The following is a 21,458-nucleotide window of genomic DNA, read 5'->3' as shown; positions in this document are numbered from 1 at the left end:
GACGAACGCATGATCATCGGCACCGCCGGCCACATCGACCACGGCAAGACCACCCTGGTGCGCGCGCTCACGGGCGTGGACACCGACCGCCTCAAGGAAGAGAAGGCGCGCGGCATCTCCATCGAGCTGGGCTATGCCTACACGCCGCTGCCCAATGGCGAGGTGCTGGGCATCATCGACGTGCCCGGCCACGAAAAATTCGTGCACACCATGGCCGCGGGCGCCGTGGGCATAGACCATGCCCTGCTGGTGGTGGCCGCCGACGACGGCGTCATGCCGCAAACGCGCGAGCACCTGGACATCCTGCAGCTGCTGGGCGTGCGCGAAGCCACCGTGGCGCTGACCAAGGCCGACCGCGCCACGCCCGAGCGGCTGCAGCAGGTGCGCGCCGAGATCGGGGCCCTGCTGGCCCCCACGCCGCTGGCCGGCGCGCCGGTCTTCCCTACCGCGGCAGCCCTGCCTGACGACGCAGGCGTGGCGCAGTTGCGCGAGCACCTCATGGCACGCGCCCAGTCCATTCCCGCGCGGGCCAGCGACGGGCTGTTCCGCCTGGCCGTGGACCGCAGCTTCACGCTGCCTGGCCAGGGCACCGTGGTCACGGGCACCGTGTTCGGCGGCCAGGTGAAAGTGGGCGACACGCTGGTGCACTCGGCCTCGGGCACCGAGGTGCGCGTGCGCAGCCTGCATGCCCAGAACCAGGCCAGCGAACAGGGCCTGGCCGGCCAGCGCTGCGCGCTCAACCTGTCGGGCATTGCCAAGGAAGCCATCACGCGCGGCGACTGGATCGCCGACGCACGGCTGCTGCAGGCCAGCGACCGCATCGACGTGCGCCTGCAACTGCTGGCCGATGCGCCATCACTGGCCCAATGGACGCCTGTGCATGTGCACATCGGTACGGCGCGCTGCACGGCCCACGTGGCCCTGCTGCAGGACCAGCCGCTGGGCCCGGGCGAACAGGCCATCGTCCAACTGGTGCTGGACATGCCCGTACATGCCCAACCCGGCGACCGGCTCATCGTGCGCAATGCCCAGGCCAGCCGCACCATTGCCGGCGGCAGCGTCATCGACCCCTTTGCACCCGCACGCAAGCGCCGCAGCCCCGAGCGCACGGCCTATCTGCAGGCGCTGGAATCGCTGATTGCCACCGGGGATGCCAGCGCGCTGGTGCAAGGCGCGGCGCACGGCATTGCCATGTCGCAGCTCATGCGCCTGACGGGCCGCGCATCGGTGGCCACGGATGCCCGCCTGCACCGCCTCCCCCTGGCCGAGGGCGATACGCTGCTGCTGGGCGAGGCACGCTTGCAGCAGCTGCGCAACCAGGTGCTGGACAGCATGGCGCGCTTCCACGACAAAAGCCCCGACGAGCCCGGCGTGAACGCCGCACGCCTGCGCCGCATGGCACTGTCGGGCCTGGTGCATGCAGGGCATGACGCGCTGTGGAAAGGCCTGTTGCAAGCCCTGCTGCAGGACGGCAGCCTGGCCGCCAGCGGCGCCTGGCTGCACCTGCCCGGCCACAGCGTGCAGTTGTCGGACAGTGAAACGCAGATCGCCCAGAAACTGCTGCCCGCCATCGAGGCCGGCCGCTACGACCCGCCCTGGGTGCGCGACCTGGCCCGCGACAGCGCCACCGGCGAGGAAACCGTGCGCCAGCTGCTGCGCAAGCTCGCACGCCAGGGCCAATTGTTCCAAGTCACCAAGGACCTGTTCTACACGGCAGCCCGCATGGACGAACTCGCGGCCCTGGTCCGCGAGCTGGCCTCCTCCACCCCCAACGCCGAAATCCAGGCCCACGCCTTCCGCGACGCCACCGGCCTGGGCCGCAAACGCGCCATCCAGATCCTCGAATTCTTCGACCGCATCGGCTACACCCGCCGCCTGCGCGACGCCCACCTGCTGCGTCCCGATGTGCAGTGGACCACTGGTGCCACAGCAAGAATCTGAGGCAAGGGGCCGCTACAATGTCCGGCTTGGGACATACCGCTTGCAGCGGCGCGGCCCAACCCAGGGACGCCGAGCAAGAGCCGCCTCGCGGCGATGGCGTCGTCCCCCTCCCCCGCGAAGCGGGTAGAGAGGGGGAAGGCGCGTAAGCGCCTCAGGGGGTGCCCAACATCCAGAAGGAAAGCATACGCACCCGGTGGTGCGCCCGGGCTTCAAACCCGGTCAGGGGCGTCAGCCGCTCCTGGGTAGGTTCGACTCCTGCTGCTTTCCGCCCCCTAAGTGATACATGACCATGACACATCTCCCCCAGAACCTCCCCACTGGAGAAGATGAGATGGCAACAGTTGAGGGTCTTAACCTCAGGGGCTCCCGCTACTACCTGCGGGTGCTCATCCCAGAGGACCTCCAGGCACACTACGGCAAGCCCAGAGTTAACCCGTCCCTGCGCACCAGCGACAAGGCTGAGGCAGTCCGAAAGGGTCTCCGCTTGAGAGCCGAATGGCTAGAGGAGTTTGAGACCAAGCGCAAGGCTCTCAATCCCCAGGCTCTGGAGGTCATCACTCCTGAACTGTTGCAAGTCCTGGCCGAAGGAGCCCGTAGACGTGTCCTCCAGGCTGACCAGCACCGAAGGGAAGGAAATGACCCCATCCTCCGAGCCCTGTCACTGGTGGTTCTACCTCTGATGCGGAGCCCAGATGGGTCTATCCCACTGCCCGAAAGAAGCCCTCTAGAGGGCCTCAGTGACTGGGAGCTACATGCTCTAACCACTCACAACACTACGGAGTCCAAGGCTGCTGGGAGGGCTCTTGCTGGTCTGAACCTTCGGAATGTCCTGCCAATCCTCCAGGCTGATGCGCTGGCGCTAGGTTTCACCGTAACCGAGGAGACCGAAGGCTTGAAGGATGCTCTCCTGGCATACCTGAGTTCATACCGGCAAGCATGGCAGGAAACCTCCAGGATGGACGCAGGAGAGCTTTTAAGCACAGATAGCCACCCACCATTATCCAGACCCCTAGAACCCTCCCTGAGGCTCCTATGGGCCTTCCTCGCACTCCACAGGCAGCACCCTCTCCAAGCAAGCACTACACGCTGAAGGAGATACGGGACCGCTGGCTGAAGGCTGCCCCGAAGTCCAATGACGCCACGCAGGCCAGCTCTCGGGCTTTGGGTCTCGCAGAGGAGTGTCTAGGCTCACCCCTGTACATCCAGGAGATCACCAGAGCCAACGGGAGCGCCTTTAAAGCATGGCTACAGGAGCCCGCCAGACCCTTCGGCCCAAAGGCTGCCAAGAATCATTTGATGTATGTCTCCTCATTGCTGCGGTTCGCTGCCCAAGAGCTGGAGGTCATCCAGAGGAACCCATGGGAGAAACTCACCATTGAGGTTCCCAAGAAGGTCACACGGGTGCCCTGGAAAGACCATGAGCTAGAGACACTATTCAGTCAACCGCTTCACCAGTCCTATGCGATCCCACCAGAGGACCGCAAGGGAGGAGGTCCAGCAGCCTACTGGCTCCCTATTCTCGGTATCTACACTGGAGCCCGAATGAGAGAGCTGACCCAGCTACAGGTCTCAGACATCACCGAAGAGGATGGAATCCAGGTCATTCGAATCACCGATGAGGGAGAGGGCCAGAGCTTGAAGTCTGAAGCCTCCCGGAGGTCAATCCCTATTCACTGCGAACTGATCCGGCTGGGTCTTCTGGACTATGCAGATGAGGTCCGCAAGAGGGACCCACAGGGCAGTTTGTGGCCCCTCCTGAACAGGAATACCGCCAGCTCGTGGTTTAGCGACTACCGGAAGCGCCTCCCGGGGCTGAATGGTCAATGGCTGGACTTCCATTCCCTGAGGCACACAGTCAGAACCCGATTAGCTAAGGCTGAGGTCTCGGAGAAGATCATGGACGCCCTCACCGGTCATGAGCCTGGAGGGTCCACAGGCCGGAAGATCTACACACACCTGAAAATGGAAGACCTACAGAATGCCATCCAGAAGCTCTCCTACAGCGCCGTTAGCCTCCCGAGGGCATACCCCACAGGCAAGACCAAAAGAGCCAGTAGTGAGCCTGTAGAGGACTCCTGAGAGTGCTTTTAGCTGGCAGTTTGCTGGCGCAGGAGGAGGTCTCCTCAAGAGTACCGATGATCCTTAAGATGGAGACCCTTTAATCGAGCTCAAGTCCTTTATGGTGTGGGTTAAATGTTCCCCCCTATAGGTACTCTTATGGGCTCTCCGTAGGATCAGGATTCTCCTCTGTGATGATGTACATCTATGTAGGGTCTCTTGCTCTGTAGGGGTCTCTTATGGGTCTCTTTCGGTTCTCTTCTGGATTACGGGCTCTCTTTGGGGTCGACTAACTTCATCTGCTGATGGTTATTCTCTACAGGAACTCCGGTGCCGTTGGGCTCCTCTGGAAGACGGGGGTCCTCCTTCTATAGTGTGGGTTATTTCCACCACCTCTTTTCGATGGTGTGGGTTAATCGATAGCCCTCAGAAGCACCAATGTCAGAGCACCCAGGCTAGCCACTAGACGGACCAAAGTACCTCACAGAGCCACGCTGGAGGTCTCGTATGGTTGGCTATTTAGATTGCCTCTTGACCACCCTGCCTCACACGCATCACCGTTTGCCTACTGGTCCCCATAGCCCTAGCTATAGCAGCCACAGCCTCTCCAGCAGTCAGCCTCCTGCGGACCTCCTGAGTCTCCTCATCGCTCAAGCTCTTGGGCCTCCCTAAGGACTTCCCCTCAGCCTTCGCTCTAGACAGCCCCGCCTGAGTCCTCTCGATCAATAGGTCTCTCTCAAACTCAGCTACAGCGGCAATGACACCCATGGTCATCCGTCCCGCTGGGCTCGTGAGGTCCATCCCACCAAGGGCTAGGCAATAGACCCTCACACCCTCCTCAGCGAGACCATCCACGGTGACTCGTACATCCATGGCATTCCTTCCCAGGCGATCTAGCTTGGTGACCACCACCACATCCCCAGCCTCCAGCCTGGCCCTCAGGGAGGCCCATCCAGGGCGCTCAGAGGCCGCTACAGAGCCACTAACGGTCTCAGTGATAGCTCTCCTAGGGAAGACCTCAAAGCCCGCTGCAGCGATCTCCTGTAGCTGATTGGCGGTAGTCTGGTCTGAGGTAGAGACACGGCAGTAAGCGAAGACTCTAGGGGTGCTGCTGGCGCTGGTGGACATCGAAAGGGGCTCCTCAAGGGTGTACTTAAACGACGTCCGTAATTTACACTATGTACAGAACAATTTCACCCTATCTTTTGGACACCCTCTGAGCCCCTGACCGTAAACGACCGATTGTGAACAAATCCCTTACATTGGTAAACTCGCCAAGGCAAGCAATCTGCCCATGAGACGCGCTGTCGATTTGATAAATGCGCATTCCTAGGTAGCTCACTCCTTAAACGCTTGCGGAATATTAATTGGCACAGTACAACACATCTTCAATCTATTTATCGCAGAAAAATGAACAGTAAAGAAGGCAAAATGGGGGCTGCTCAACGACTTGGGCTTTGGATCGACAAGCACCGCTTACTGATATGGACTCCACTGGTTTTAATTGTCTTAGTTTATGGATTTTTTGCTTGGTCATCTTACCAGCAGCTACAAGCGACACTAAACTCAGACAATAAGATAAATGAAGCTATTAAACAGTCACAGCTTACACAGCACATATTTCTGTGGATTGGCGGGCTAGGTGTTGTTCTAACAGCAATTTTATCATCCATCTCAAACATAGCGCTTTACCTACAACTGCGTCAAGACTCAGATTTAGAAAACTCCAGGCAGCGAGAAGAAAAAATTAGACATGATAATCTTTTGCATAGACAAAAGATGGAAAATACATTCTCACTAATTTCACAGTGGGACCAACCCTCCTTGCTTTTGGCCAGAAGACACACTAGGCCTCACGCCAACAAAAAGGATGATATCTCCGCAGCCGACCTATCCAAACTCGTTGATGAGACCCCAGAACTTTTAGATTCTGTTGTCCTTCTTTTGAACTACTTTGATTACGTGAGGATTTCGGACTTGCATGACCGAATTCATTTAGACGTTTTCAGATCCTCATTGGGGATCACAGCAAGTGCTATTGCTGAGCGTTACGTTCACTGGTCAGCTCAGCGATATAAGGATCACCCAGAAGCAACGATTGAGCTAAAAGCATTCATTAAATTAATGCGAGAAACTTAACTTAATAGTATTCGTACCCAAAAAATACTAAGCAAACAAGCCCCCCATCATCCAGTACCAGAAGAGCCCCTTCAGGGGCCACACACGGGGGAATCTCACGCAGAAGACATATTGAGGTGACCTCACAGAGTTTTTCCAAGATTTCTCTTCTGAAGTCCTACAATGGTCAGACACACACCACAGATGTGACATGCAAGTGATACAGGAGCACCACCTCCAGAGCCTTTACAAATCATATAAAACATTGATTCAAAAGGATTATTCACTTTAGAACGGGAAGCTTTCCCGGTGGAAAGTTCGGGCTTCAAACCCGGTCAGGGGCGTCAGCCGCTCCTGGGTAGGTTCGACTCCTGCTGCTTTCCGCCAATCCCCCGACTCTGATTCCAGCCAGGTTCCGGCTATTGCAAGGGCACGACGATGGCCACGCGGCGGTTCTCCGCTGCATCGCTGGGCACCACGGGCATGGCGCGGCCCAGACCCTTGACCTCGATATCCTGGCGCGCCAGGCCCGCTTCGGCCAGCACATCGGCCACGGCCTCTGCGCGGCGCAGCGACAGGCGCATGTTGTAGGCATCGCTGCCGCGATCGTCCGTATGGCCTTCCACGCGCAGCCGCTCGATGCCCACGCCCTTGAGGGCACGGCCCAGCTCCAGCACCTTGGTGCGCGCCTGGGCGCCGACTTCGGCCGAATCAAAGCCGAACAGCAGCTTGCCCGACATCTGCAGCTCCCAGCCCTGGTCTGCCTGCGCAAAGCCCTGGCTGCGCAGCAACTGCTGCTGTTCTTCGGTCAGCCCCGGCGCCTTGGCCGGCGCCTGCGGCACCGTCTGGCAACCGACCAGCGCAAGGGCCAGCACTGCGGCCGCCCCTGCGCCGCACATCCGGATCCAGCTCCGTCGTTTCAACATGTCATCCTCCTGTGATTCGTTCGGCCTGGCGCATGGCCTTGGCCTGGTACATGGCCTGGTCTGCATGGCGCATCAGCGTCTCCATGCTCTGGCCATGCTTGGGAAAAAGGGCGACGCCCGCGCTGACCGAAGGCTGCAGCACCACGCCGTCGCCAACGACCAGGGGCTCGCGCATGGCGGCCTCTATCTTGTCCTGCACCATCTGCGCGTCGCCGCCGCCGCCGATGGGATAGAGCAGGATGGCGAATTCGTCGCCACCCAGGCGGGCGACCAGATCGGTCTCGCGCACCTGCGAGCGCAGCCGGGCCCCCACCGCCTTGAGCAGCACATCGCCCACGGCATGGCCGTAGGCATCGTTGACCTGCTTGAAGCGGTCGTTGTCCAGAAACAGCACGGCCAGCTTCTGCCCGCTCTCCGCCGCACTGTCCAGCGCCTGCTGCAGTCGCTGCTCGAAATGCAGCCGGTTGGCCAGCCCCGTCAGGCTGTCGCGCGAAGCCTGCCGCTCCAGGGCCGAATTTTGCTGCTGCAGCCGCTCATGGCGCGTCTGCAGCTCGGCCAGCAGGGCGTTGAAGTTGTCGCCCAACTCGCGCAGCTCGGCAATGCGCGCCAGCGGCACGCGCTGGTCCATGGATCGGTCATGGCGCACGGCCCGGGCCACGCGCGCCAGCTGCTGCAGCGGCTCGGCAATGTCGCGCAGCATGCGGCGCGACTGGCGCAGGCCCACATAGCCGCTGACACCCACGCACAGCACCAGCACGATGAAACCTGCGCCCAGGAAGCGGACCAGGCCCACGCCATCGCTGGCCAGCTGCACACTGCCGACCAGCCTGCCGTCCTGGCGCACATCGGCCTCGGCGCGCGGCAGGCCAATGCCCACGGCCAGCAGCTCCCCGATGCTGGACAGCGCCGAGCCACCATGGCCCGACCACCGCACGAACGGGCGGCCCTCGGCATCGAAGACCTCGGCGTGGGCCACGCCTTCGCCACGCAGCAGCTGGTCCAGCACGCGGGCGGCCTCGTCGCGGTCCCCGAAGACCAGCGATGCCTCGACCGTATAGGCCAGCGAACGGGCCACCAGATGCAGGTTGTTGGACAGGTACAGGCGCAGGGTGGCCACGCCGACGATGAGCAGCAGCGCCCCCGCCAGCGCGATGGCCACCGCCGCCATGCGCAGGTGCGCGCGGCGGATCACGTTGCGCAGGGAGGCATTGCCGGACAGGGACAACTTCATGGCAAGGTCCTGTGGCGCGCCAGTTGCAGCACCTTGGGATTGACACGCAGGCCGCTGCGGGCCACGGAGTCGAGGCTGACCTCGAAGCCCGCGCCCTCGCCACGGCGGCGCAGGCAGAACATGGCGCCGATGCGGCACAGCTCGCCCCGCTCGCTGATGGTCAGCAGCGGCCGCCCGGCCAGCTGCTCCATGAGCTTGCGCCAGGCCGCCTCATCGAGCTGGCCGGCATAAATGCCCTCGCATTCGACCAGGGCGCGCGCGTCGACGGGCACCACGCGCCGCACCTCCAGCCGCTGGCTGCCCACGGTCTGCGGGGCGCCATTGAGCAGGTCGTCGGCATATTCGGTGGAGCCCACCACGCACAGCCGCAGCACGGGGCTTTCCGTGGGCCAGCGCGTATAGCCCAGGATGCCTACGACGGTGCGGGTCACCCCCAGCTCATGCTCATCGGCCGCCGGCTCCGCATGTGCCTGCCCCACCAGCCCGGCCTGCAAGGCCAGCAAGCCCACGACCAGCCAGGCCCGGGCAGACAGGCCTTTGATCCTGCAATCCATGCCCCACCTGCGGTGTGTGTGATGTATGCGATGTGTGCGAGCTGCCAACCAAGGCTCCTTGAACGGAATATCCATGCATTGCGCCACGCTGGCGCACTGAAGCATTTTTTCACATATCGACCCCATCGGGCCGCCGGGACTGTCACGCCGGGGCGCCCGTGATGGGCCAATGCGGCAACACATCAAAGCGCAGAGGCAGGCAGCCGGTAGTGATAGCCGTAGAGTGCCTGAAAGCCCAGGCTTTCATACAGCCCGCGCGCCACCATGTTGGGCGCACGCACCTGCAGTTCGGCCCATTGCGCTCCCTGCGTCTGCCCCCAGTGCATCAGGCCATGCACCAACGCCCGGCCCAGTCCCTGGCCGCGCAGCGCAGGCGTGATGACGATGTCATACAGGCCCACGCAGCCGCGCTCCACGACGGCCAGGCCAAACCCGACCACCTCGCCGCCCACCTCGCCGCCCACCTCGCCGCCCACTCCACCGCCCACTTGCAGCGAAGCAAATGCGGCGGGCCAGGCAATGGACTGCAGCATATGGTGGTGCGCCTGCCTGTGCTGCTCCGGCACGGCGCCGGCCTCGGCAAAGCCCTGCAGCCAGGCCGTGCCAGGCTGGGCTTGAATGGCAAGGGTCCAGCGGTGGTCGTTCGCTGGCGGCGCCATGTCCGTCAATGCAGCTCGCATCACCAGGGAAGGGTCGGCCATCAGATAGCCTGCCTGCGCCAGCTGCGCATCCGCCTCGGGACTTGCCAGGGGCGAGAGACGAAAGATGGCAGGCAGGCCCTGGCGCTCGTAGAAGGCCTCGATCTGCGGCAGCAAGGCGCCAAGGCGGGCGCCGGGCTGCTGGGCATTGGCCGAGTTGGCGCGCTTGGTATGGCCCTGCGCAGCGCGCAGCAGCCAGTCGCCGCAGAGCACGGTGCGCTGGGCTGGCCAGGCGTTGAAGCCGCGCTGCTCCACGCCCACCACCGTCTCGGGATCGCATTCCACGGATGCGCGGTCATGAGTGAAAGACTTGGACATGCCCGCTTGTACCATGGCCGCCCGCCGTGCCCGCCCATAATATGGCGCGCCGCCGCGCTGGCGGCAGGCACTCTTTCCCACTACTGCGATCGCCGCCGATCGCCGGATTGCTCCATGACCACAGACACCTCCCAAGCCCCCCGACTCACCTCGCTGTCCCATGGCGGCGGCTGCGGCTGCAAGATCGCGCCGGGCCTGCTGGCGGAGCTGATCGGCAAGAGCGCGCTGCCCAAGCAGTTCTTCCCGGACCTGCTGGTGGGCACGGAGACCGCCGACGACGCCGCCGTCTACCGCATCAACGACGAGCAGGCCATCGTGGCGACCACGGACTTCTTCATGCCCATCGTGGACGACCCGTATGACTTCGGCCGCATCGCCGCGACGAATGCGCTGTCCGACATCTACGCCATGGGCGGCCAGCCCCTGATGGCCCTGGCCATCGTGGGCATGCCCATCAATGTGCTGCCGCACGACACCATTGCCAAGATCCTGGAAGGTGGCGAATCGGTCTGCCGCGATGCCGGCATTCCGCTGGCCGGGGGCCACTCCATCGATTCGGTCGAGCCCATCTACGGCCTGGTCGGCATAGGCATCGTCAACCCCCGCCAGATGAAGCGCAATGCCGACGCCCGGGCCGGCGACGTGCTGATCCTGGGCAAGCCGCTGGGCGTGGGCATTCTGTCGGCCGCACTCAAGAAGAACCTGCTGGACGAGGCCGGCTACCGCGCCATGGTGGAGGCAACCACCCTGCTCAACCGCCCCGGCACGGCGCTGGGCAAGATGGACGGCGTGCACGCGCTGACCGATGTGACGGGCTTCGGCCTGCTGGGCCACGGCCTGGAACTGGCACGCGGCGCGGGCCTCACGGCACGCATCGACAGCCGCAGCCTGCCCGTGCTGCCCACGGTGCAGGGCTTTGCCGAGCAGGGCGTCATCACGGGCGCCTCGGGCCGCAACTGGGCCTCTTATGGCGCGCAGATTGCGCTGGGCGCCGGCATCACCGATGCGCAGCGCGCGCTGCTGACCGATCCGCAGACCGCGGGCGGCCTGCTCGTGTCCTGCACGCCGGATGTTGCCGATCAGGTGCTTGCGCTGTTTGCCGAGCAGGGCTTTGGCAGTGCCGCCATCGTCGGCCGCATGGAGGCGGGCGAGCCGCGCGTCATCGTGGACTGACGGCCAGCGCATTCCAAAAGCAACGGGGGCCTCGGCCCCCGTTGCTTTTTGCACTCCCGGCTAGCCGCCAGCGAACCGGCGGCCCGTCACCGGGTCACAGGTTGCTTCACTCGCTCACGGTCTGCGTCTTGTAGGCCGGGCTGGCCTGAATGGCGCTGTCGGTGAACGGCAGCTTGAGCCATTGGCGGGCACCGTAGGCCTTGGTGTAGTCCACGTAGTGGGCCGAGGCCGGGTCGTCCGACAGCGAGAAGGTCAGGAAGGTATGGGCCTCCACACCGGCCGACGGGAAGCTCACCACCTGCATGTAGCTGTTGCCGTGCGGCTGCCCGTCCATGCTGTAGCCGCCCTGCTCTATCTTGTTTTCCGAGCAGGTGATGGTGAAGTAGCCCACCTCGCCGCAGCCGCCATACAGCGCGATCTTGTCGCCGCCGCGCTGCGAGAACAGCACGGTGCCGCGCGCCGCATCCATGGCAAAGCCGCTGGCCTGCACGGCCTTCACTGCTTCGGCGAACGCCTTTTGCAGCGCCGCCTTGGCCGTGGGCTTGATGCCACGCGGCGTGTTGACGGGGTCGGCCGCATCGAAGGGCACGGCATACAGGTCGGCCGATTTGATCTGGCTGGCCACGCGCTTCCAGAACTCATCCCAGACATGGGAACCCCTGGATGCCGCCGTGCCCGTGCCGTCCCAGGCCTGCAGCGCCGTGCAGGCAGCCGATACGTCCACCGTTTCACCCGCCGAGGACACGGGGCCTGGACAGACCTGGGCCAATGCCTCGTCCTTGAAGCGCGCGCTGTAGACACGGCTGTCCAGCACCATCTGGCGAACGATGTCGCTGGTGGCCAGCTTGCCCGGATAGCCGTCCGTGCCCGCCAGCCGCTGCAGCGCCATGGTGTGGCCCATGCGCGTGCGCAGGCTCTGGGCCGACGAAGTGGATCCGAAGATGGCCGGATAGCCGGTCAGCGGCGCCGAGGCATTGGACAGCCAGTAGCTGTCGTTCATGTTGCCCACGTAGTCGCTGCGCAGCAAATTGGGCATACGTGCGGGGCCGATGGCACCCGCCTGCACCGAATCCGCATCCGAACTCCAGTCGCACTGGCTGCTGCCACCGGCCAGCACCGGCACCTGGGGCAGCGCCGCGTTGATGGCGGCCGAGGCGGGCGTGGCACAGGCCTGCAATTGCGCGGGCGGCACGTTGGGCACGGCGCCTATATCGGCATACCAGACCTGGGCATTGCCGCGCCCTGCGGCCACGGTGTTGACCCAGGGAATGGCCGACTCCTCCTTCTGGATGCGGATGAACTCGTCCAGCGACTTGGCCTGGTTCCAGCGCAGCCAGTTGCGGAAGGTGCGGTAGTTGTAGGCGTTGATGTCGCGGATGGCGAACACGCTCTGCGTGGTCCAGCCCAGCGCCGGGTCCATGGCGCCCAGGTTGACCACCGGGCCGTGCACGGTCTTGTACAGCGTGCGCGTGACCTGGTCTTGCCCGCCGGAGGCATTGCGCACGCTCACGGTGATCTTGCTGGCCTGCATGGCCTCGGTCTTGCCGTCACGCACATAGCGGGTCGGATCATTGGGCGCCAGCTGGTACATGAACAGGCCGAAGCGCCGCGCCGTGGACACGGTGTGGCTCCAGGCCACGTCGTTGTTGAAGCCGATCAGCACCATCGGGATGCCCAGAAAGCTGGCGCCACTGACATCGATCTCGCCGGGAATCGTGAGTTGCGATTGATAGAAGCGGTCCGGCCCCTTCCAGTACCAGTGCGGATTGCCGAACAGCACGCTGCTGCCGCCGCCCGTGGCCTGCTGGCCAAAGCCGTACATGTTGCTGCCGATGCCCGTGGTGCCGCCCACCTGGAACGATGGCGCCACCACCTGCCCCGGCTTGAGCGCGGCCAGCTGTGTCGCGGCCGGCCGGGCCTTCGCCGGCCTGGCCGACGCCGTTGCTGCCGCAGCCGCTGCAGGCGGCACGGCATTGGCGATCTGGGCGACGAAGTTGCTGTAGCCGCCGGCCAGATTGGCCGTGTACATGCGCCGCCAGATGTCCTGCGCGGTGATAGCCTGCACCCACGGCTGGCCCGCGCAGGCCGCATTGGTCTTGGCCCCGGCCGGGGTCTCGCGCACCACGCGGTTGTAGCCGGCCACGAAGCCATCGACCAGTTGCTTGAGCTTGTCCGGCTGGGCCTGGATCATGGCGGCCACGGCGTCATCGGAGACGACATGGCGGAAGAAGAAGTCCGAGTCGAGATTGCGCGGCCGGTCGATGGTGCTGTCGTAGACGGCCTGGGCATCGCCGCCCAGGTAGCGCGAGCGCTCCCCGCGGTACGTCAGGAAGGAGTCGGCCATGGTGCACAGGTTGTCCTGCGCCTGGGCATAGCCGGCGCCATAGCCCAGGCCCGTCCAGTCCTTGGCCTTGATGTGCGGAATGCCCATTTCCGTGCGGCGGATCTCCGCGCTGTACTTGCTGCTGGAGCCGTCGCCCGAACCGCCGCAGGCCGCCAAGGCGGCCAGGCAAATCAATGACAGGGGCTTCCATCCACTGCGAACCGCTGGGTACATGCTTTGTCTCCTGGTGTTATGCGTACACAAAGAAAGGCCCCCTTTTTGTACGGGGGCCCACAACAGCATAGGAGGGCCGCAAGGGACTGCCTACCCGGCAGTTTCACTAGCAGATGTCAGAGACCCGACAGTGGTTGCAAGGGCTGCAGCGCGCCCCTCAGGCAGCGGATTCGCCCGGCTGGCTCAGGGCCGCCGTCGTGCGCCGGTCGATCTTGCGGCTGAGCACCACCGAGGTATAGGTCTGCTGAATGCCGTCGATCAGGCCGATGCGGTCCAGCAGCGCATCGAGCTTTTCATTGCTCTCGCAGCGCACGAACACCATGTAGTCGTACTGGCCGCTGACGGCAGAGACCTCCTCGACCTCGGTGAAGCGGTTGAGCGCCTGCATGACCAACGTGGCCGTCTTGGGCTGCACGCGGATGCCGCAATACGCCCGCACGGCAGACTGCTCCACGCGTGCGCCCAGGCGCACGCCGTAGCCGGCGATCACGCCCTCTTGCTCCAGCCTGGCAATGCGCGCCACCACCGTGGTGCGCGCCAGATTCATCTGCCGAGCCAGATGAGCGGTGGAAGCCCGTGCATTGGTCTGCAGCAGACGCAGCAGCTGGCGGTCGGTTTCATCAAGACGGTATTCCATGCGGTTCCCTGGATTTCAACGGCAAGCACCCATGGAGGCTGCCCGGATGTGGTTCAGCATTTCGGCAGAGATCTCTCCCAATCCGGCGATTTTATGCGTTGCGCATCGTCGTTCTATCGACAGGAGCTGCAATTTTCCTGGTACCGCGGCGGCAGGAACGCCTCTCCAGCCTTCGCCGACCAGCAGCCGCCCCGACTGGCACCACCAGCTCTTGGGATATTCATCAGAAACAAAAGTAACTAATTACAAACTCTTGGTGCGGCAGGAAGCAGGGACCACGCAGGGACCTGACTACGGAATCGTATAAATCATTAGCATGCACCCCATCTTTCCTTCACAAAAGCTGCTCCAGGCGCACCGCTGCCACTTGAGGCAGCGCTGATCGGGCGTACCGGCGCCTGCGAAACGCTTTCATAGCGTGCGTATGCAAGATGGATCAGTACTTGCAAATACATGCATTTCCGCTAGATTGATCCCGTAGGCGTAAATTTTGTGTACTCAAGTTACCCCGCACCTCTTGTCTGATCTGCCCCGAGGAGGATTTCCTGTTCCCGCTGCCCGCCGGGCCGCTCGTTCACCCCCATGACAAGGGCATGGCCGCCATGCCCGACGAACGCGCGCACAGTCCGGTGCCTCCATTCGGTCTCCACAGGGGAGACATATGTCACATCGCGCCGCATCCGGAGATCCGTGGAGCCTTCCACAAGCTGCAACGCCCTGGCGGGACAGCTTTGTGCTGGGCGGGGTGCTGTTCCTGTGCTCGGCCGTGGCGCTGGGCCTGCGCTCTCCGGGGCATCTGTCGTCCCTGTGGCTGTCCAACGCCCTGCTCCTGGGCTGGATGCTTCGCAGCCCGGCCTACAGCCATAGACACGGCTGGACGGCTGCCGCCATTGCCATGGCGCTTGCCGAATGGCTTTCTGGCAGTCCGCTGGACCAGACCCTGTGGCTGACCTTTGCCGACCTGGCCGCCGTGGCCTGCGGCTGGGTGATGATGCGGCGCCTGCCGCAGCGGGTGCAGCAGATGCGCTCCCCTTCCTCGGTGCTGCATCTGGTGATGTGCAGCCTGCTGGTGAGCGTGGTCGGAGCCGTGCTGGGCTCGGCAGGCATGCACCATCTCATGCATTGGCCCTGGCAGCCCATGATGGCCATGTGGTTCAGCAGCGAGTTGATGCACATGACCCTGTTGCTGCCTGTGCTGCTGAGCCTTCCGGCAAAGCTGGAGCCGCTGTCCTGGCGCAGCCAGCCATTCAAACAAACGGCGCAGGCCTTGCTGCCGCTGCTTGCCCTGGCGATTTCCGAATCCATTGCCATCTACCTGGGCGGACCAGGCGCACTGTCGCTCACCATGCCGGCCATGCTGCTGTGCGCCATGCGCTATCGGCTGTTCGTGGTCGCCCTGCTCAACCTGGTCAGCTGCGCCATCAAGCTGGCCACGTTTTCCCATGTGTTGTTCAGCTCGCCCGGCACCGAGCTGGAGACGACGTTCTCCTTCCGCCTGGGTCTGGCCATGCTGTCGATCGGCCCGCTGGCCGTGGCCTGCACGCTCATGGCTTTCAAGGACATGCTCAGCAAGCTGCGCCATGCAGTGAACCACGATGCGCTGACCGGACTGCTGGCACGCACCAGCTTTCTGGAGCGCGCACAGCGCACGCTGGAGCGCCTGCAGCGCGAGCGCCAGTCAGGCGCCATGCTGATGCTCGACCTGGACCACTTCAAGCACATCAACGACCGCCATGGCCATGCCGCCGGCGACCGGGTGCTGCAGGAAGTCTCGGCCCGCCTGTCGCAGGCGCTGCGTCCGCATGAACTCATAGGCCGCCTGGGCGGCGAGGAGTTTGCGGTGCTGCTGCCCGGTGCCGACTGCGTCACGGCCAGAGCCGTGGCTCAGCGGCTGTGCGAGGCCACGCGCGAAATTCGCATCGACATGAACGATGGCGCAGCCATCTGCCCCACGCTGAGCATTGGCATAGGCTGCACGAACATGGCCTACCCACCGCTGGGTTTGAGTGCCTTGCTGCGCATGGCCGATACGGCGCTGTACCAGGCCAAGGCCAGCGGCCGCGACCGCTACTTCGTGGCCGGCGAGCGGCCGGGCGAGGCGGACTCACCGGCCTTTGCCTGCGAGCATTCCGGGGGCGCCAAAGCGGCCTGACACCAGGCACCGCCTCGGCGTTTTGCCAGCGCTCAGCGCAGGCGGCGGGCGCCGTTTCCTTCGTCGAGCTTGAAGCCCGCCACGGCCTGCGCCAGCTGCACCGCCTGCTGCTGCAGCGACTGCGCTGCGGCCGTGACCTCCTCCACCAGGGCAGCGTTCTGCTGCGTGACCTGGTCCATCTGGCCGATGGCGCTGCCCACCTCGGCAATGCCACGGCTTTGCTCCTGGCTGGCGTTGCTGATCTCGGCCACCAGCGTGCTGAGCTTGCGCACGCCGTCCACGGCCTGGTCGATGGTGGTGCCCGCATTGCGCACCAGGCGGCTGCCCGTGTCGATCTGGCCCACGGAATCATCGATCAGCGCCTTGATCTCCCTGGCCGCCGTGGCGCTGCGTTGCGCCAGCGTGCGCACCTCGCTGGCGACCACGGCAAAGCCCCGACCCTGCTCGCCGGCGCGCGCCGCTTCCACCGCCGCGTTCAGCGCGAGGATGTTGGTCTGGAAGGCAATGGAGTCGATCACGCCGATGATGCTTTCGATCTTGCGGGCCGAGGCCTCGATGCCGCCCATGGTCTGCACCACCTGGCCGACGGCCTCTCCGCCCTGGGTGGCGATCTGCGAGGCGCTGGTGGCCAGCTCGCTGGCCTGGCGGGCATTGGCCGCGTTCTGCTGCACGGTTGCCGTGATCTGCTCCATGGCGGCTGCCGTCTGCTCCAGCGAGCTGGCCTGCTGCTCGGTGCGTGACGACAGGTCCTGGTTGCCACCCGCAATTTCTGCCGACGCCATGCGCACCGATTCCGACGACTCGCGAATGCGCAGCAGCACCGTGGCGATCTTGTCCACGAACTGGTTGAAGGACTGGCCGATCTGCGCCAGCTCATCGCGGCCGGCAGAGGTGAGGCGGCGGGTCAAATCGCCTTCGCCCGAGGCGATGTCCTGCAGCGCATCGCGTGCCACGGCCAGGCGGTTGAGCATGCGGCGCAGCGCCACGGTCAGCAGCACCGCCGCGCCCAGCACGGACAGCACGGTGATGAGGGCGGCCACCTGCAGCAGCGCCCGCACCGAATCCGTGGCCTGTGCGCGGTCGATCACCACGGCCAGCGTCCAGGGCGTGCCCTCGACCTTGGCGGCGTAGAGCATCTGCGGCTCGCCATCGAGCACCAGATCGGCGCGGCCGCCCTGCTCGGCCAGGCGCTTGATCAGCGCGGCATCGAGTTCAGGGGCAATCGCGGAAGCGGGCTTGAGCGCCAGCTCGGGCTTGGCGTAGGCCAGCAGGCGGCCTTCGCCATCAATCAGAAAGGCAAAGCTTTTTTCCTGGGGACGGATGGCGGCCACTTTCCTGGACATGGCGGCCAACCGCACATCAGTGCCGACAACGGCCGTGATGGCGCCCGAGCTGCCGACCGGATCGACAAAGCTGATGGTCAGCTCGCCGGTGCTGGCATCGACATAGGCTGGCGTCACGCCCGGCCGGCCTTCGCGCACGGCCTGCTTGAACCAGTCGCGCTGGGTGCCGTCGTAGTTCTCCGGCATGGGATGGGTGAACACGGCGCGCTTGTCGGCATGGACGAAATAGGCGTCATCGAAGCCGCCAGCCTGCTGGCCGGCCAGCAGGAAGGGGATGGGGTCCGGCTGGTCCACCGCCTTCTTCAATGAGCCGGTGATGCGCTGCTTGTCCTGAACCCAGTCGGTCAGTGTGGATGCATGGGCCCGCGTGAGCTGGCCGATGTTTTCGTCGATATCGGACAGCGTACTGCTGCGCGCCGTCCAGAAGGTGGCCATGGACAGCGCGAACAGTGCGGCCACGGTGATTGCTACGCAGATGAGGATCAGGCGGGCACGAAGTGTTTGAAACATGATGCGTAGTGAAGGCAAAACGAGGGCTGTGAATGCCCACCGAGCCTATCCGAGACGCATCGGCCGCCAGAGCTCGAAGAGTGCGTACTTGCCCTTGTAATTGCCTGCTTCTTGCTTGCGAAGAAGCCCCCTGGCTAGCCCCTTCGTGCAGGCACTGCATTGCTGGCAGCGCCGCCCGGGCTGCAGTCGTCAGCCTTTTGCAAGAACCAGTCACAAGCTTGAAGGATGCGTGCTATAGTGTCAATTTGTAACACAGACACTTGCCGCCCTGGCTGCGGGATTTTTCTGTCGCAAACGCCAGCGCCTTGATTCCAGGACCCTGCCGTTTGCGCCGCGCACCCTGTGTTTTTCCCTCCCTCATATTTTTGGGGTGCACCACGCGGCCTTTTCTTCCCTTGCATGGACTGCCATTGATCAAGAGTGGCTTCCCATCGGGGCCGGCAGGGAGCCGGGCAAGAAAGTGTTTCACCTTGATACAAAAATGCCGATAAGAAGGCAGATCTGTCATTCAAGGGAAGAGAAACATGAAGCGATGCATCATCAAAGTGGCCGGCGCCTGCTACACAGCCCTGTTCCCCAGCACCTGCGCCGCTGTGGCAGACGCGATGGCCCGGTTTCCATACGCTACAAAAATCAGCGTCCGACTCGCCTAGACTCGGGCAAGATGGGAATCCGTTCTCAGACGGGTTCCAGGCAATACGCCTGTCGTCGTCCGGGTGTTGCGCGGCAGTGTAGGCTCACTTTGCCAAAAGTCTCCTAAGATTCCTTTATATTGTCAGATCAACATCCATTGATATACATGACTACCGACTACAAGACACTGCTGCAGCAGAAAGCCCATCTCGAAGCCCAGATCGCCGAAGTGCTCAAGACCGAGAAGTCCGGAGCCATTGCCCAGGTGCGCACCATCATCGACCAATACGGATTGACCGAGGCCGACGTCTTCCCTTCGTCCAAAGCCAAGGCTGGCGGCGGTTTCCGCGTGGTCGGCGTCCCCAAGTACCGCGACCCGGCCACGGGCGCGACCTGGACCGGCCGTGGCAAGCAGCCCCGCTGGATCGAAGGCAAGGACCGCACTCCCTTCGCCATATGAGGTCCGGCGCAGCCCGCCCCCTGGCAGCCACCAGGCTGCGACAGAGCCCGCCAAGTGCGGGCTTTTTGCTGCCAAAAGCAACGGGTTAACCCTATTGCTCAGAAGTTACAAATTCTTCAATGTAGTGCAGATGCGTGAACCGATGGGTGCCGGCATGTTTCGGTACCCAAGCAATCACAACAAGGGAAACAGCAGGTATCACACAGGGAACTGTCCTACAGCCCTGCTCTCCAAAATCATGTTGGCCACGCCTTTGCAGCAAGCGCAAGCCATGTGGATGCAGCCACGCAGCGGCAAAGTCCAGGCGGCCACTGGAGCGATCCGCAGCCACCACGAACCATTTTCCAGCCGGGCCAGGGAGACTATCTCCTCCCTCCCCTCTCACTGACTTACCCTGGCAGGCCCGCAAGGGCACCGGCTTTTCTCTTCAAGGACCGCCCTCGGGCGGTCCTTTTTTCTGCGTGTGTTATTGCGCCTTGGTGCTGGTCAACGCAAGGCTGGCACGGCATGGCCCACCTTGAACACGGCCACCATGCCCGACAGGCGCTGCGCCTGGTCGCTGAGGGCGGCGGCGGCCGCTGCGGACTCCTCCACGAGAGCCGCATTTTGCTGCGTCATCTGGTCCAGCTGGCTGACTGCCTGGTTGACCTGGCCAATGCCGTCGCGCTGCTCGGTGGAAGATGCCGTGATCTCGCCGATCATGTCCGAGACCTTACGCACGCTGCCCACGATGTCATCCATGACCTGGCCAGCCTGGGCCACCTGGGCCGAGCCTTCCTGCGCGGCATCGACCGAGGTGCTGATCAGCACCTTGATCTCCTTGGCGGCCTCGGCGCTGCGATGGGCCAGGGCCCGCACTTCACCGGCCACCACGGCAAAGCCGCGGCCCTGCTCGCCTGCGCGGGCCGCTTCCACGGCAGCGTTCAGCGCCAGGATGTTGGTCTGGAAGGCAATGGAGTCGATGACACCGATGATGTCGGAGATGCGGCGTGCGCTGTCGCCGATACGATCCATGCTGGCCACCACATGGCCCACCACGGCGCCGCCGCGCTCGGCGGCCTGGGCGGCGCTGCCGGCCAGATGATTGGCCTGGCGCGCGGTGTCGGCAGCCTGGCCCACGGTGGCGGTCAGTTGCTCCATGCTGGCGGCCGTTTCCTCCAGATTGGACGCCGTCTGCTCAGTGCGCGAAGACAGGTTGTGGTTGCCCGCGGCAATCTCGGTGGATGCGGTGGAGATGGAGTGCACGCTGTCACGCACCTCCGTCACCAGCCCGCGCAGCCGCGCCGCCATGCCCGAGACCGAGCGCAGCAGGTGGCCGAACTCGTCCTTGCGACTGTCATCGGCCGACACCGTGAGGTCGCCCTGGGCGATGGCGTCCGTCAGCTGCACGGCACGTTCCAGCGGGCGGGTGATGGCCCGCGTCAACACCAAGGCCAGCGCCAGGCCCGCCAGAAGGACCACGCCCTGGACGATCCAGGCCAGCACGCTGGCCTGCTGCCGGGCGGCCTGGGCCTGCTCGCGGGCTGCATCGCGCTGACTGCGCTGCAGCTGCACGAAGACTTCCAGCGAGTCCACGTAGCGGCCAATGGCGCCCAGGTACTGCTGCTGGACGAACTCGCGGAATGCCGCTGCATCGCCGGTCAACTTGATCTCGCGCGCCCGCTTGTTCAGTGCCAGCACCTCCGTGCGGATGGCGGCAATGCGCTCCAGCGCCGCCTTGTCGGCATCGCTGGCGCCTTTGACGATCTCGGCCTGCAGCTTGGTGATCAGTGCCGAGCCTTCCTTGACCCGGCCGTCGAGCAGGCGGGTCAGTTCCTCATCGGTGGAGGCATTGCTGGCCAGAACCCGCTCGCCCGTGGTCTCCGTTGCGCCCTTCCATTGAATGGCCAGGCTGATGCGACTCTCGTACTCGGACAGCGTCTGCATGCCGTGGTCCATGGCGCGAGCCGCCGCAAACTGTGCCCAAAGCGATACCGCAAGCATCATCGCCAGCAAGCCGCCCAGCGTGCCCCAAAGCTTGGCGGACACGCTCCATTGATCAAATTTCATTCGTAGCACTCTCGTCGGAAAAACCGAATACAGGAAAGGTGAAACAACAGGCCCCGCACATCAGCGGCGACCGTTTTCCGGCGCAACGCCTTGCCATATC

The 21,458-nt window shown here is 63.9% G+C and carries 16 protein-coding genes and 2 tRNA genes; 9 read left to right on the top strand and 9 right to left on the bottom strand.

Annotation, left to right across the window (positions count from 1 at the left end):
- Window positions 1-9 precede the first annotated feature (9 nt).
- The 4 genes from selB to AC57B5_RS04340 all read left to right on the top strand — a co-directional run bounded on the left by selB (window position 10) and on the right by AC57B5_RS04340 (window position 4,020).
- On the top strand, window positions 10-1,941 hold the full coding sequence (selB, locus tag AC57B5_RS04355) for a selenocysteine-specific translation elongation factor (RefSeq protein ID WP_496398825.1): 1,932 nt from the start codon (window positions 10-12) through the stop codon (window positions 1,939-1,941).
- Between the two features lie 175 nt (window positions 1,942-2,116).
- Window positions 2,117-2,209 (top strand) — tRNA-Sec (locus AC57B5_RS04350).
- 21 nt (window positions 2,210-2,230) lie between these two features.
- On the top strand, window positions 2,231-3,031 hold the full coding sequence (locus AC57B5_RS04345) for a DUF6538 domain-containing protein (protein WP_496398824.1): 801 nt from the start codon (window positions 2,231-2,233) through the stop codon (window positions 3,029-3,031).
- The gene (locus tag AC57B5_RS04340) at window positions 2,974-4,020 is read left to right on the top strand and encodes a site-specific integrase (protein ID WP_496398823.1); all 1,047 of its coding nucleotides are present in this window, start codon (window positions 2,974-2,976) and stop codon (window positions 4,018-4,020) included. Before AC57B5_RS04345 ends, AC57B5_RS04340 begins: the two co-directional genes overlap by 58 nt.
- A 498-nt stretch (window positions 4,021-4,518) precedes the next feature.
- On the opposite strand, the gene AC57B5_RS04335 is transcribed toward AC57B5_RS04340, so the two are convergent.
- Window positions 4,519-5,127 carry a recombinase family protein gene (locus AC57B5_RS04335; protein WP_496398822.1) on the bottom strand — a complete coding sequence of 203 codons (609 nt, stop codon included), beginning with the start codon at window positions 5,125-5,127 and terminating at the stop codon, window positions 4,519-4,521.
- A 282-nt stretch (window positions 5,128-5,409) separates the two neighbouring features.
- Between AC57B5_RS04335 and AC57B5_RS04330 the strand changes: the two genes are divergently transcribed.
- Complete coding sequence (locus AC57B5_RS04330; protein ID WP_496398821.1) at window positions 5,410-6,138, top strand: DUF4760 domain-containing protein; 729 nt, start codon at window positions 5,410-5,412, stop codon at window positions 6,136-6,138.
- Window positions 6,139-6,413: 275 nt separating this feature from the next.
- Window positions 6,414-6,504: transfer RNA gene (locus AC57B5_RS04325), tRNA-Sec, on the top strand.
- 32 nt (window positions 6,505-6,536) lie between these two features.
- On the opposite strand, the gene yfiB is transcribed toward AC57B5_RS04325, so the two are convergent.
- From yfiB to AC57B5_RS04305, 4 genes are all read right to left on the bottom strand, one after another.
- Window positions 6,537-7,043 carry an outer membrane lipoprotein YfiB gene (yfiB, locus tag AC57B5_RS04320; RefSeq protein WP_013802666.1) on the bottom strand — a complete coding sequence of 169 codons (507 nt, stop codon included), beginning with the start codon at window positions 7,041-7,043 and terminating at the stop codon, window positions 6,537-6,539.
- A 1-nt stretch (window position 7,044) separates the two neighbouring features.
- Window positions 7,045-8,274: a diguanylate cyclase DgcN/YfiN gene (gene dgcN, locus AC57B5_RS04315; RefSeq protein WP_013802667.1), complete on the bottom strand. Its 1,230-nt coding sequence runs from the start codon at window positions 8,272-8,274 to the stop codon at window positions 7,045-7,047.
- The gene (gene yfiR / locus AC57B5_RS04310; protein ID WP_013802668.1) at window positions 8,271-8,828 is read right to left on the bottom strand and encodes a regulatory sequestration protein YfiR; all 558 of its coding nucleotides are present in this window, start codon (window positions 8,826-8,828) and stop codon (window positions 8,271-8,273) included. Before yfiR ends, dgcN begins: the two co-directional genes overlap by 4 nt.
- A 182-nt stretch (window positions 8,829-9,010) precedes the next feature.
- Window positions 9,011-9,859 (bottom strand): GNAT family N-acetyltransferase, encoded by an 849-nt coding sequence (locus tag AC57B5_RS04305; protein ID WP_496398820.1) that lies wholly within the window; start codon window positions 9,857-9,859, stop codon window positions 9,011-9,013.
- Window positions 9,860-9,958: 99 nt separating this feature from the next.
- Here AC57B5_RS04305 and selD point away from each other — a divergent pair, with 99 nt between their 5' ends.
- On the top strand, window positions 9,959-11,017 hold the full coding sequence (gene selD / locus AC57B5_RS04300) for a selenide, water dikinase SelD (protein WP_496398819.1): 1,059 nt from the start codon (window positions 9,959-9,961) through the stop codon (window positions 11,015-11,017).
- 106 nt (window positions 11,018-11,123) lie between these two features.
- Here selD and AC57B5_RS04295 read toward each other — a convergent pair whose 3' ends face one another.
- The gene (locus tag AC57B5_RS04295; RefSeq protein WP_496398818.1) at window positions 11,124-13,574 is read right to left on the bottom strand and encodes a penicillin acylase family protein; all 2,451 of its coding nucleotides are present in this window, start codon (window positions 13,572-13,574) and stop codon (window positions 11,124-11,126) included.
- 157 nt (window positions 13,575-13,731) lie between these two features.
- Window positions 13,732-14,211, bottom strand: a complete 480-nt coding sequence (locus tag AC57B5_RS04290) for an Lrp/AsnC family transcriptional regulator (RefSeq protein WP_012205315.1) — start codon at window positions 14,209-14,211, stop codon at window positions 13,732-13,734.
- Window positions 14,212-14,872: 661 nt separating this feature from the next.
- On the opposite strand from AC57B5_RS04290, the gene AC57B5_RS04285 reads away from it, so the two are divergent.
- A complete protein-coding gene (locus AC57B5_RS04285) occupies window positions 14,873-16,363 on the top strand; it encodes a GGDEF domain-containing protein (RefSeq protein WP_496398817.1) in 1,491 nt (496 codons plus the stop codon).
- Window positions 16,364-16,395: 32 nt separating this feature from the next.
- Here the strand turns inward: AC57B5_RS04285 and AC57B5_RS04280 are convergent, their stop codons facing one another.
- A complete protein-coding gene (locus AC57B5_RS04280; RefSeq protein WP_013802673.1) occupies window positions 16,396-18,216 on the bottom strand; it encodes a methyl-accepting chemotaxis protein in 1,821 nt (606 codons plus the stop codon).
- Window positions 18,217-19,015: 799 nt separating this feature from the next.
- Between AC57B5_RS04280 and AC57B5_RS04275 the strand changes: the two genes are divergently transcribed.
- Complete coding sequence (locus AC57B5_RS04275; RefSeq protein ID WP_012205312.1) at window positions 19,016-19,309, top strand: H-NS histone family protein; 294 nt, start codon at window positions 19,016-19,018, stop codon at window positions 19,307-19,309.
- A 486-nt stretch (window positions 19,310-19,795) separates the two neighbouring features.
- On the opposite strand, the gene AC57B5_RS04270 is transcribed toward AC57B5_RS04275, so the two are convergent.
- The gene (locus AC57B5_RS04270; RefSeq protein ID WP_065345697.1) at window positions 19,796-21,358 is read right to left on the bottom strand and encodes a methyl-accepting chemotaxis protein; all 1,563 of its coding nucleotides are present in this window, start codon (window positions 21,356-21,358) and stop codon (window positions 19,796-19,798) included.
- Between the last annotated feature and the right edge of the window lie 100 nt (window positions 21,359-21,458).

Source organism: Delftia sp. BGA-UO-ETr-SB1, assembly GCF_059567865.1.
This window is presented reverse-complemented; position numbering and strand designations above follow the sequence as displayed.